Annotated in this window: 7 protein-coding genes and 1 tRNA gene; 4 read left to right on the top strand and 4 right to left on the bottom strand. The window is 57.5% G+C overall.

Annotated features, from left to right (window positions below):
- Positions 1-29: 29 nt before the first annotated feature.
- The 3 genes from FHS21_RS27330 to rplU form a co-directional block, all read right to left on the bottom strand.
- Complete coding sequence (locus tag FHS21_RS27330; RefSeq protein ID WP_112551823.1) at positions 30-650, bottom strand: GNAT family N-acetyltransferase; 621 nt, start codon at positions 648-650, stop codon at positions 30-32.
- Positions 651-767: 117 nt separating this feature from the next.
- Entirely contained in the window at positions 768-1,040 is a 273-nt protein-coding gene (gene rpmA, locus FHS21_RS27325) for a 50S ribosomal protein L27 (RefSeq protein WP_112531041.1), read from the bottom strand.
- Positions 1,041-1,064: 24 nt separating this feature from the next.
- Positions 1,065-1,544, bottom strand: a complete 480-nt coding sequence (gene rplU / locus FHS21_RS27320) for a 50S ribosomal protein L21 (RefSeq protein WP_112531042.1) — start codon at positions 1,542-1,544, stop codon at positions 1,065-1,067.
- 343 nt (positions 1,545-1,887) lie between these two features.
- Between rplU and FHS21_RS27315 the strand changes: the two genes are divergently transcribed.
- The 3 genes from FHS21_RS27315 to FHS21_RS27305 all read left to right on the top strand — a co-directional run bounded on the left by FHS21_RS27315 (position 1,888) and on the right by FHS21_RS27305 (position 4,291).
- A tRNA-Ser gene (locus FHS21_RS27315) sits at positions 1,888-1,977 on the top strand.
- A 53-nt stretch (positions 1,978-2,030) separates the two neighbouring features.
- Positions 2,031-3,440: an adenylate/guanylate cyclase domain-containing protein gene (locus tag FHS21_RS27310; RefSeq protein WP_112531043.1), complete on the top strand. Its 1,410-nt coding sequence runs from the start codon at positions 2,031-2,033 to the stop codon at positions 3,438-3,440.
- A 5-nt stretch (positions 3,441-3,445) separates the two neighbouring features.
- Positions 3,446-4,291, top strand: a complete 846-nt coding sequence (locus tag FHS21_RS27305) for a response regulator (RefSeq protein WP_312879943.1) — start codon at positions 3,446-3,448, stop codon at positions 4,289-4,291.
- 6 nt (positions 4,292-4,297) lie between these two features.
- Here FHS21_RS27305 and FHS21_RS27300 read toward each other — a convergent pair whose 3' ends face one another.
- On the bottom strand, positions 4,298-5,740 hold the full coding sequence (locus FHS21_RS27300; protein WP_183665088.1) for a sensor histidine kinase: 1,443 nt from the start codon (positions 5,738-5,740) through the stop codon (positions 4,298-4,300).
- 270 nt (positions 5,741-6,010) lie between these two features.
- On the opposite strand from FHS21_RS27300, the gene FHS21_RS27295 reads away from it, so the two are divergent.
- Positions 6,011-12,630, top strand: a 6,620-nt coding sequence (locus FHS21_RS27295) for a peroxidase family protein (protein ID WP_183665086.1), incomplete at its 3' end; no start/stop codon positions are given.

The following is a 12,630-nucleotide window of genomic DNA, read 5'->3' as shown; positions in this document are numbered from 1 at the left end:
GCCTCGATGTTGGAGACGACCAGTATTGGTTATGAAGTCCAGCTGCGAAGACCGATCCACGTCCTCCGGTCGAGCATGTAACGTTCGACAGGAACATTCCCGGCAGTGATCGAATCCATCATACCGGTGTTGGTATACTGGAAACCACTTTTATAGATCACCCGGCGTGAAGCATTGTTGGACACGCGGCAAGAAGCATAGAGTTTTTCGACTTGTGTTGCTCTGAACACCAGATCGACCAGCGCATGGGCGGCTTCCGTTGCATAGCCCTTGCCCCAGTAGGATTCGCCCAGCCAGTAGCCGATCTCCAACTCTTCCTTGCGGCAAGGCGCATGCTCATCCTTGCTGCGACGATAATTGATACCGCAACAACCAATGAACGTGCCCGATTGCGCCAATGTAATGGCATAGACGCATTTGCCGATCTCGCCCGCGTTGGCGCGGCGCACGAAATCCACCGCATGTTCCTTCGTATAGGGGTGCGGCATGCGGGAAAGCATTTCCGCCACGTGAAGGTTATCGGCGAGACGGGCAATTGCATCCACATCCTCGTTACGCGGCGCTCGCAGAACGAGACGTTCCGTAACGAGAACGGGACAGTCTATCAGATCCAACCGTTCTTCATCGTCTTCCAGTATTTCAGCAACCATTTGTCTATCCTCCAGACACGAAAGGGGAGATGGGTGGTGATCCCATCTCCCCTTTGATCTTTTGGCGGTTGCCATACACCGGGTCCGATGGGACGCCGGTGCTTCAAGCAGGACCGGCTATTCTGCTGCTTCGGCGATCGGATTGACGATCGACACGTAGCTACGGCCGTTGGCTTTGGTGCGGAAGGAAACGGTGCCTGCTTCAAGTGCAAACAGGGTATGGTCCTTACCAAGGCCAACATTGACACCGGGGTGCCATTTGGTGCCGCGTTGACGAACGAGGATGTTGCCGGCAAGAACCTTCTCGCCACCAAACTTCTTCACGCCAAGGCGCTTCGATTCTGAATCACGACCGTTGCGTGACGAACCACCAGCTTTTTTATGTGCCATCGGATTGCTCCTCTAAATCTCTTTTTATTCGCCCTTAGCGGGCTTCTCAGTCTTGGCAGCAGCCTTCTTCGGCGCAGCTTTGGCCTTTGGGGCGGCTTTCGTCTCGATTGCGTCCGCAGCAGCAGCTTCAGCCTTCGGAGCAGCTTCCTTCTTCGCCGGCTTTTCAGCGGCTTTCTTGGAAGGCTTCGCGCCATCGGTCAGGATTTCCGAGATACGGATCGTCGTCAACTCCTGACGATGACCGCGCGTACGCTTGGAATTCTGGCGACGACGCTTCTTGAAGGCGATGACCTTGCGTGCACGGCCCTGCTCTACGACTTCGGCTGTCACCAGCGCACCACCGACAACAGGAGCACCGATCGTTGCGTCTGCTCCGACGCCAACCATCAGAACTTCAGCAAATTCAACGATATCACCGGCGTTGCCGGCAACTTTCTCGACCTTCAACAGGTCATTGGCGGCAACGCGATACTGCTTACCACCGGTCTTGATGACTGCGAACATTTTTTCCCTTTCGGAGTCCGGTTCGGTTTAATGCCGTTTTACGGCAATAACCGTCTTTTTGTCAGTCGTGACAGATTGATCGAAAGGCACTCTTACGCGTAAGAATAAAGGCACCCGAATTCAAAAACAAACGGCGCGGAGAATCCCCCACGCCAGTTGACGGGCGCTTATAGGATCAGGTTCGCCGCTGAGTCAAGAAATTTAACGCAAATTACTCTTGTATCTGGAAGCTTTGCCCGCTATCTAGCCGGTCGCACGCTCAAGCCGAGCCCTTGGGGGCATCGCGGCATCAACCGGGTTTCACATCCGGCAAATGGATCGGGGGATATCAATCCCCCTACGCGGAGAGGTGGCTGAGTGGTTGAAAGCACCGCACTCGAAATGCGGCATGGGGGCAACTCCATCGGGGGTTCAAATCCCTCCCTCTCCGCCATAACTTGCCGCGAATTCGCTGTCCGCCGAAAGATTTCGGTGTAGAATACTCTCATGAGTGAAGCCAAGCCTCTGTTTGCAATGCTCCGTCAATCGGCCCGGCCCCGCGTTGTCGATGCCCTGGAACGGCTCGTTCGCGAAGCGCCGGATCGCAAGCTGAGCCGTATCAATGCGCTGGCTTTCGCTGCCAGCGAACAACTTGATGTAGAGCAGACGATCAGCGCCTTCCTGCAGGCATCACGTCTCGGTCTGTTCGAAATGTCGTGGAATGTTCTTTGCCCTGGCTGCGGTGGCGTTCTGGATGCTAATACCTCGCTCAAGACCGTGCAAAGCGATGAATATACCTGCGCGCTCTGTGCTGCTGGCTACGAGCCGACGCTCGACGAAATGGTAGAAGTCACCTTCACCGTCACACCGCGTGTGCGCCATATCGAGGCTCACAATCCTCACCAACTGCCAGCCGTGGAATATTTCCGTCAGGTTTATTGGGGTTCGGGAGTCGATTTGCCTGACAACGATTTTGAGGAAAAAGTTGACGAGTTCATTATTGAGTCGCTTGAACTACCCGCCGGAGAAAAAGCGGTCATATCGCTGCATTTGCCACCATCCTTTATTATCGTCTTTGAACCAGTCACCCACGCAGCTCAATTTTTGGACGTGACGGGGGAGCCGACCAAAGAGCGGCAGACCATATCGCTGGTATTTGACCGCGTGCACCGTCACAGCGAAACCATTACCTTGCGACCGGGCCCCTTACGGATATCAGTCGAGAATCATACGGACGTCCGCACGCTTCCGTCGGTGTGCCTGGCCAATGATGCTCTTCACACAATGCTCGGCAAACGCCGCCCGTTCCTTACCGCCAAGTCTCTGCTTTCCAATCAGACATTCCGCGACATCTATCGTACCGATACCATCGACGTCGACCAGAAGCTGCGGATTACCAGTCTCACGTTTCTTTTCACAGATCTCCGCGGTTCGACCGAGCTTTACGAAAGAGTTGGCGACCTGGCTGCATTCGATCTCGTGAAGGCCCATTTCGGCATACTTAACGAGATTGTCGGCGCAGAGGCAGGTGCTGTCGTCAAGACGATCGGCGACGCGGTAATGGCGACTTTTCCAACACCCGACCGGGCACTGGTGGCGGCGATGCGGATGCGTGATGCCATGCTGCGACTCAACCAGGAACGTGGCAACGAAGATCTGCTTCTGAAAATCGGTATTCACGAAGGGCCGTGCATAGCCGTCAGCCTTAACGAGCGGCAGGATTATTTCGGACAAACTGTCAACATTGCCTCGCGGGTCCAGCACCTCGCAACGTCGCGCGAGATATTCGCTACCGGTTCGGTACTCAATGATCCGCGTGTTTCCCATGTTCTTACGGATCATGGTCTAAAGCCGATGTCGCAAACCGTTACTCTTCGCGGCATCACGGATCAGATCAGTATCTTTACAATTCCCTGAACCCAATGCTCATATTGGCATGGCGCCAGCTTGCCGAGGTCAAAGAGGCCGACCCACCACCTCCTTATTTCAATGCTTTCAGGCCATCGATTTTGGTTAGTCCCAATTGTTTAAGGACAGAACGGCCAAATAAGTGCCTAATACAGCCACAAAAGCCGCAAAGGCAAAGTGAGGGCATAATCATGGGTTCAATATCGATCGCGTTGGTCGACGACCATCCGCTTTTGCTGGCGGGCGTGGTCAACCTCTTTGAGGTAAATGGCGATTTTACGGTCGTCGCCAAGGGAGCAACTGCTGACGATGCTCTTCAAATAAACAAAAAGCTGCGTCCGGACGTTATGGTCCTCGACCTGTTCATGCCCGGCAACGTCTTTGATGTAATTACCGAGATCGTCACGAAATCGGGCGGCACAAAGGTGGTGGCTTTTACCGCCATGACTGCAAGTGATTATGCAGTGCGGGCCCTTAACGCTGGTGCCAGTGGTTATATCTTGAAGGGCAGCAGCGCCGAAGAACTCATTCAAGGCGTAAGGGCGGCCCATAACGGCGAAACCTACATCACTCCAAGTTTTGCCTGCAAGGTCGTCGAGGCCTTGAGAATTGCTTCCTTGCGACGGATGTCTGCGGGTCCCATCAAGTTGAGCATACGTGAGGAGCAGATCGTTCGCCTATTGCTGCGAGGGTTTACTAATCGCGAAATTGCCGTTGGGCTGGGCATCGGAGAGAAGACTGTCAAAAATTACATGACAATTCTGATGCAGAAATTGCATGCCCGAAACCGGCTCGAAGTTCTCATTGCCGCCCAGAAGCTCGAGGTCGGCGGTCAACGAGAGCCAATGTCGCGCCACTAAACCGTCTTAAGCCGAGTTGCTTTCCAGGGAGACCGATACGATCAATTGCGTATCATTGCCGCTGCGCTGCTGGAACTGCACCGAACCGCCGAAGGCTTCCACACGATTACGGATACCTTGAAGTCCCAAGGGCCTTGTGTGCACCGAAGCTCCTTCCGCCCGCACCAATCCCGGCCCCGCATCGCTGACGACAACAGTAATGGTTTTTTCGTCCGCCGAAGCCGTAACTTTTTGGCCCAATCCGGAAGCGTGCCGGAACGCATTGTTGAGCCCTTCTTGAACAACACGGTAAAGGCAAATTTTCAATGGATAGGCAACGTTCTCTGGCAGGCCAACGTAACTTGCGCTGACAACTGACCCGGTCGCATACTCGTGACGTTCCACAGCAACACGAAGCGCCGCTTCGAGCGATATGTTCTCGATCTCTGGCAGAACGAGTCCTGTCGAGAGTTCGCGCAGCTCCGTAAGCACTTGGCTTGCTAGCCGCGAGGGATGCAGTTCCTGAGGCGCGTTTTTCGGCAGATCTGACCCCTTCGTCGGGTCGGAAGAGCCGCCTCCAAGCCTGAGGATCAAAAGACTGAGCAGCTGAACCGGTCCGTCGTGCAGGTCAGAGCCAATGCGGTTGAGCAGCGTCTCATTGGACTTGGTAGCGTCCATACGGGCGTGGTCAGCAGCCTTTCGAAGTTTTTTGTTCTGTTCAGCCAATGCTTGCGCATTGGCCAACTGGGACTTCAGCGTTACTCGCTGGCTTTCAATGACACTGCTCGCGCGCCTGACGATGAGAAAAAGCAGACCCATGATTGCCAGGGTAGTCGCGCCGACAATGGCCCAAGTGTGGCGCTGAGCCCGGTTGCGCTGAACAATAAACTCTTCAGCTTCTTCATAGAGTTCCCCCACCGCAATCACCTCGCGTGAGCCCGTGCGATAAATGGGAGCGTAGATCTCGATCAACGAGCGATCATCGTTGTGCTCTATATCTCCCGCATCATTGTGTCCAACTTCGAGTTGCGAGACGACTGTCCCGGCAAACGCCTTGTCGATGTCGGCCGATGGAAGCCGCTTTCCCACAAGCGATTTGTCTGTGCTGTAGATAATGGTGCCGTCCTGACGCCAGATCCTGAAACCTTCGACACGCTTGGCCAGCTCCGTCCCGATCAGCAAGTCATCGAGTTCCTTTTGACGATCTGCGGCTACATATAATCCATCGGGGCCCTCTTCCACATGGCGAGCCAGAAAGCCTTCTACGTAGAGGGCGCCGGCTTCTGCCCGGCTTCGAAGCTGATTGGCGGCGATCTGCGAGCTTAGCCATTCGCCCAGTACCGCCATTGATCCACAGACGATGAGCGCCGCCACAATAAGGAATTGTGCCGTCAAACCCAGGCCATGCCAATATCGGAACAAGGTGTTGGATTTTGAAGGACCACCTTCATCCTTAGGGCCATAGGTCACATTTCGGCCCGGGCCCAAAGTCCCACCTTTCCGCCGACGAAAGTCTGTGTATTTGACTGGACCTTCCGAACTATCAAGTTCGCCTCCCCCCTTACATTATCCGACCATCGAAACTCGTGTCGAAGTTATTTTGAACCAGTTTGTCCCTTTGTTCCGGGAGCGGTCAAGAGAAACCAAGTTACGGGACAAAGTAAATGCGTCGGCATGAGCAGACGTAAAGCGGAAACATCGCCCGACGCGGCGATTTCTTGTGTCTAATGGGAGAGTAACATGGTCAGCTATATTCGTTCGGATCTGGATTTCATCCTGGCGCAAATTAAAATTGCAGAGGCCCATGCTGCGGGGACGCCGCTGTACGGCCCAGGCGGTCTGATCCCCACCTATAATCTGGCCTGGGGACTGCGGACCGTCGACGGCAGCTACAACCATCTGTTGCCGGGTCAGGAACAGTGGGGTGCCGCCGACCAGGAGTTCCTCGAGCTGCTCGCTCCGCAATACCGGACCGTCATGGTCGATCCTGATGGCGCGGGACCATCTGGACCTATTCCGATCACCTACACCCCCGGCAACGACGTGGATGGTCCGGGAACGTTTGCCGATCCGGGCGACGTCATCGATCCTGAAGTTCGTACGATCTCCAATCTGATAGTCGATCAGACGCTCGGCAATCCTGCGGCGATCCTGACGGCGCTGCAGCGCGCCGGCGTCGAAGACCCGGGCATGCTGATCACCGCTTCGATCTCGGCTGCCTATTCTCCCCTCCAAGACGAATTCAGGGCCGTGGCCGATGCCCAGCGCGTTGAGGCAGCCGCCGCAGCCGCCGCAGCGGCCAGCCCAGGCAATGCTGCACTTCAGACAGCGGCCGCCAACGCTGCGCTGGCCCTCACCGCAGCACAGGGCGTTCTCGATGCCGCAGCCGGCGTCCCCGGCGGGCTTTACGCGTTACTCGCAGCCAATGGCATCGAACTGGACGGCGCCAACGTCCACCTCCCCAACATTGCGCCGGACGAGGGCCTGTCGGCTCCGTTCAACTCCTGGTTCACACTGTTCGGCCAGTTCTTCGATCACGGCCTCGACCTCGTCAACAAAGGCGGCAACGGCGCCGTGATGATCCCGCTGCAGCCGGATGATCCGCTCTACAGCACCGCGCCTGGCGCCCTGAACTTCATGGTTCTGACGCGCGCCACGACTTCACCCGGCGCCGATGGCTTCCTGGGTGACAATCCCCTGACTGTCGGCGTGGACGAAAGTCTGGACGACGGCCGTCCCGTCAATACCACCACCTCCTATGTCGACCAGAACCAGACCTATACGTCGCATTCCTCGCATCAGGTGTTCATACGGCAGTACGAGCTCGACGGCGTTGGCCGGCCAGCGGCGACCGGCAAGTTGATCGAGGGCGGCAATGGCGGCATGGCCACTTGGGCCGAACTCAAGGTCCAGGCCCGGGATATGCTCGGCATCCTGCTGACCGACGACGACGTGGGTAAGGTTCCGCTGCTCAGGACCGATCAATACGGCAACTTCATTCCCGATCCGACAACGGGCTTCGCCCAGGTGATCACCGGTATCGGCCTCGACGGAATTCCGAATACGGCGGATGACGTCGTGATCTCGGGTACGCCGGCCGCTCCGGTTAGCCTAGCAACCGCCATCCGCACGAACCACGCCTTCCTCGCCGACATTGCGCATAATGCTGTTCCTGGCGGCGTTGCCGATGGCGACATCACGATCGGGCTGGACAATCCGGGCAACGCGCCCGGCGTCTATGACAACGAACTGCTCGATGCGCACTTCATCGCCGGCGACGGCCGCGTCAACGAGAACATCGGCCTGACCGCCGTCCACCATGTCTTCCATGCCGAGCACAACCGGCTCGTAGAGCACACCAAGGAAGTCACCCTTGCCGACGCCCAGGCGATTCTTGATGGCGGCGGGTCGGAAGCCGAGGCCGTAGCCTTCCTGAATGAGTGGCTCATAGATGATGTGACCACGGTTCCCGCCACAGCAGATGGCCTTATCTGGGATGGCGAACGCCTGTTCCAAGCTGCCAAGTTTGGCACCGAGATGCAGTACCAGCATCTCGTGTTCGAAAAATTCGCCCGTAAGATCCAGCCCAATATCAACGTCTTCCTGGTCCCGGACGGCTTCGACACCACGCTGAATCCATCGATCGTGGCCGAATTCGCCCATGTGGTCTACCGCTTCGGCCACTCGATGCTGACCGAGTCGATCGATAAGTTCGACCCGACGTTCACGCCCGATCACATCAGCCTGATCCAGGGCTTCCTCAATCCGACGGCGTTCGACGGCGTCAATCATGCGGTCACCGACGACATTGCCGCCGGAGCGATCATTCGCGGCATGACGCGCCAGGTCGGCAACCAGATCGACGAGTTCGTCACCAGCGCGTTGCGCAACAACCTGCTCGGCCTGCCGCTTGACCTCGCGACCATCAACCTGGCGCGCGGCCGTGATACCGGCGTACCGTCGCTGAATACCGCGCGCGCCGAATTCTATGAGGCAAGCAACCAGAACGTCCTGCTCAAGCCCTATGAGAGCTGGGTCGATTTCGCCGGCCATCTCAAGAACGAAGCTTCGATCATCAACTTCATCGCCTCCTACGGCACACATGCGTTGATTACGGGCGCCGACACGCTCCAGGAGAAGCGCGACGCGGCGCTGACCATCATCACCGGCGTATCAGTCGGTGGCATGTTGGTTCCCGCCGATGCGCTCGACTTCCTCAACGCCACGGGCGCCTATGCGGGCGGCTCGCTCGGTGGCCTCAACAATGTCGATCTCTGGATCGGCGGCCTGGCCGAAGAGACCATGCCGTTCGGCGGCATGCTTGGCTCGACCTTCAACTTCGTCTTCGAAGTGCAGATGGAGAACCTGCAGAGCGGCGACCGCTTCTATTACCTGCAACGGCTCGACGGTCTCCATTTGTTCGGTGAGATGGAGAACAACTCCTTCGCCGCCATGATCATGCGCAATACCGACGCGACGCATCTGCCTTCGGACGTGTTCTCGACGCCGGGCCTCATCCTCGAGGTTGACCGAACCAAGCAATACAATCCTGACCTTGGCGAGGACGCAGGTCTAGACGGCATATTGCAGGACGACCCCGGCACGGCGGTCGATGAAAGCGCCGACAATCGTGGTCTCGACCCCGTCGGCAGTGGCATCCTCACGCAGCTCGTCATTCGCAACAATCCGGGCACGGTCGGGCCTGACACGAACTATCTGCGCTACACCGGCGACAATCATGTGGTGCTCGGGGGCACTGACTTGGCAGACGTCATAATTGCAGGCATCGGCGACGACACGTTGTTCGGCGATGGCGGCAATGACAACATGGAAGGTGGCTTCGGCAACGACATCATCAATGGTGGCGACGGCGACGACATCATCAAGGACTCCGGCGGCGATGACAATATCAAGGCCGGTAAGGGCAATGACGTGGTCCACGCCGGACCAGGTCTCGACCTGGTGATGGGTAATGATGGCCAGGACTTCATTTTCCTCGGCACCGATGCAGGCTCGGAAGTCTTCGCCGGAACCGGTAACGACTTCATCTACGGCAACAAGAATGCCGAACGCATCCTCGGCAATGAAGGAGACGACTGGATTGAAACGGGCACCTTCGATGGTGCCCCCGGCGACAACTTCGACGAGATCTTCGCCCATGACGGTATCGATGGGAACGACGTGTTCCTCGGCGATGGCGGCTTTGACGAGTATATCGGCGAGGGCGGCGACGACATCATGGTCGGCAGCGCCGGCCGCGGCAAGATGGTGGGCATGTCCGGCTTCGACTGGGCGACCTACAAAGACAACCTGGTTGGCGTGAACGCCGACTTGTCCATCCCGATCATCTTCGACGAAGCACCTACGCTTCCGCAGAACGCGGCGCTGGACGAATACGAGTCGATGGAAGGACTCTCGGGCACGAGGTTCAACGACGTACTGAAGGGCACGCAAGACGTGGCCGCGGATCGTGCATCGTTGGCTGACGGCGGCACGACCGGCTATCTCGGTAGCGTGCTGGATGCAGAGGGTATAGCACTCATCCAGGGCCTGCAGGAGGTTCTCGGCGCCGGCGTGACGACCTTTGATGGTGGCGACATCATCCTGGGCGGCGACGGCAGCGATGCCATCACTGGCAATGCCGGCGACGACATCATCGACGGCGACAAGTATCTCGACGTCCAGATCGCCGTCTACGCCGCCGGTGATACCGAGCACGCAGGCCCGCCGATCGCCATACACAAGTCAATGACGACGCTCGCCGCCAGCATGTTCAACGGCTCGATCAATCCGGGCCAGCTGGGCATCATTCGAACCATCAAGAACAGCACCACGGAGGAAGAACTTAGCTCTACCGATAACATCGTCGACAGTGACGGCATTGCCGATGTCGATCGGGCGATCTTCTCTGGTGCCCGGGCCGAATACGATATCGACTTCAATACCGACGGAACAATTACCGTTGCCCATACCGGCGGTCTTGCTACCGACGGCACAGACACCATCCGCAATGTCGAGATTCTGGACTTCACCGACCAGGACATCTCGCTGGCTGCACCAACGCTCGATCTGCACGGCGATATCACCACCACGACGACCGTATCCGCTCCTAACGCATATCGTGATTTCTTCGATACAGCAGCCTTCAACAACAGCAACGGTAGCGTGAACTGGACGGGAACGCCTTGGGTGGAGGCCAATGACAGCGGCGGCGTGACTGCCGGCCAGATCCAGATCGATGCAGGTGATTCTAACGAACTGCGCTTCGTCGGCGGTGTCACCTCGGACGGTGCTTCAATCACTCGAACGGTCAATCTCAGCGGCCTGACGACTGCGACTTTGTCTTTCGACTATGATCGGCTGAACAACGGTAACAGTATCGACGCCGGCGAGACGATTGAGGTGCAGTTCTCAGCATCGGGGTCGTTTGCGCCTGGAAATTTCACGGTGCTGCAAACGATAGGCAGCAACTCCGGGAATCCATTCAACGGTGCGGGATCGAGCAATTTGAACCTGAACCTCACGGGAGCGGGGGCGAACTCGGCCATCCGATTTGTTTCCTCGGCGATCAACACGGCGGGCGAAGAAGTTCGGATCAACAACTTCAATATAGCAACCACCATAAGCACGACCACGACAGTTCCCGGCACTCCGGGCAACAACTACCAAACGAGCTATACCGAAAATGGGCTTGGTGTCGCAATCGCCACCGGCTCCGTGATTACTGATGATGGTACGACTATGGCTTCGGCCCGCGTCGTTCTGACCAATGCCAGCGCGGGTGATGCCCTGTCGGTACTTGGCGGGCTTCCGGGTGGCATTACTTCATCGGTGGATACATCTGTAGCAGGTCAGATCACTTTGAACCTCTCCGGAACAACCACGATTGCCAACTACCGGACGGCAATCCAACAGGTGCGATATGTGAACACGTCGGATAACCCGACCGCTGGTGCTAGAACACTTCAGGTTACAGTCAATGACGGGCTATTGAACAGCAACGTCGCCACGGCGACGGTCACTGTCATTGCCGCGAACGATGCGCCGGTCGCCAATAACGACACGGTCATCACCAATGTGGCCGCGAACACCGCGTTCACCATCTCGCAGGCGGCTCTGCTGGCCAACGATACGGACCCGGAGGGTTCGCTCGTCACCATCACAGCGGTGGGCGGTGCCACCGGACTTGCAACGGGACCGACACTGGGAGCAGGGATCATCACCCTCTCCGACAATGCGACTGCCGGTGGCTCCTTCACCTATACCGGCAGCGATGGCACACTGACCGACCCGGCTACAGTGACTGTCAACCGCGTCACGACTGCCAATATCACCGGCACAGGAGCCAACGACATCATCGTCGGCAACACCGCCATCAATGCGATCACCGGCGGCGGTGGCAATGACAACATCAATGCCGGCGACGGCAATGACACGATCACTGGCGGTACAGGCAACGATATCATCGCGGCCGGAACGGGCAACGACACGATCATCTGGAATACTAATGCCACCGGCGACACCGACGGCTTCGACATCATCGATGGTGGAGCCGGCGCTATCGACACCTTCAACCTGAACGGGCGGACCGGTCTGGCCGAGACATTCCGTATCTACACGAGGGCGGAAGCCATCTTGGCCGGTATTGCGGTTTCCGGAGCCAGCACCGAGATCGTCATCACCCGCACGGTCGGGCTAACGACGACCATCATTGCCGAACTCGACAATATTGAAGAGATCACCGTCAATACACTCAATACCACCGCCAACAATGGCAACAATCCAAACCAGCCGGATGGCGGCACAAACGATGGTGACACGATCCAGATCATCGGCAACTTCACCAGCACGAGCCTGAATTTCAATACCATCACTATCGATGGCAATGCCGGAGACGATACCATCGACATCTCGTCGCTGGACTCGGCGCACCGGATCGTCTTCAGGTCCAACGGTGGTAACGACACGATTGTCGGCAACCTCCGTCCCCAGGATGTGATCGAACTGCCAAACGGAGCGACCATCGCAGACTATGAAGCAACGATAGAAGATGGCGTCACAACGCTGACCAGTGGTGAACAAACGATCAAGTTCACTGCACCCGACGGCATGCCCCAGATTGGCGGGGAGCCCGTTGAGGATGATGACGACACGCCACCAGCACCTGTCGCGGGTGCTCCGGTTGTGGGTACAGCCAATGCAGACGTTCTGCTTGGCACTGCCAATGGCGAAACGATCATCGCGCTTGGTGGCACTGACACGGTAATGGGTGGTGCGGGAGCGGATGTCATCCGCGGCGATGAAGGCGACGACTTCATCAGTGCACAGGACGGCGATGACATGGCTTTCGGCGGTGCTGG

The sequence above is a fragment of the Phyllobacterium trifolii genome, from assembly GCF_014192095.1.
Lineage (GTDB): Bacteria > Pseudomonadota > Alphaproteobacteria > Rhizobiales > Rhizobiaceae > Phyllobacterium > Phyllobacterium trifolii.
Note: the sequence above shows the minus strand (reverse complement) of the source record. Positions and strands in the feature narration are given on the sequence as shown.

Coding starts and splice junctions, on each gene's coding strand:
- FHS21_RS27330 (WP_112551823.1), bottom strand. CDS start 650: ATGGTTGCTGAAATACTGGAAGACGATGAAGAACGGTTGGATCTGATA.
- rpmA (WP_112531041.1), bottom strand. CDS start 1,040: ATGGCACATAAAAAAGCTGGTGGTTCGTCACGCAACGGTCGTGATTCA.
- rplU (WP_112531042.1), bottom strand. CDS start 1,544: ATGTTCGCAGTCATCAAGACCGGTGGTAAGCAGTATCGCGTTGCCGCC.
- FHS21_RS27310 (WP_112531043.1), top strand. CDS start 2,031: ATGAGTGAAGCCAAGCCTCTGTTTGCAATGCTCCGTCAATCGGCCCGG.
- FHS21_RS27305 (WP_312879943.1), top strand. CDS start 3,446: ATGCTCATATTGGCATGGCGCCAGCTTGCCGAGGTCAAAGAGGCCGAC.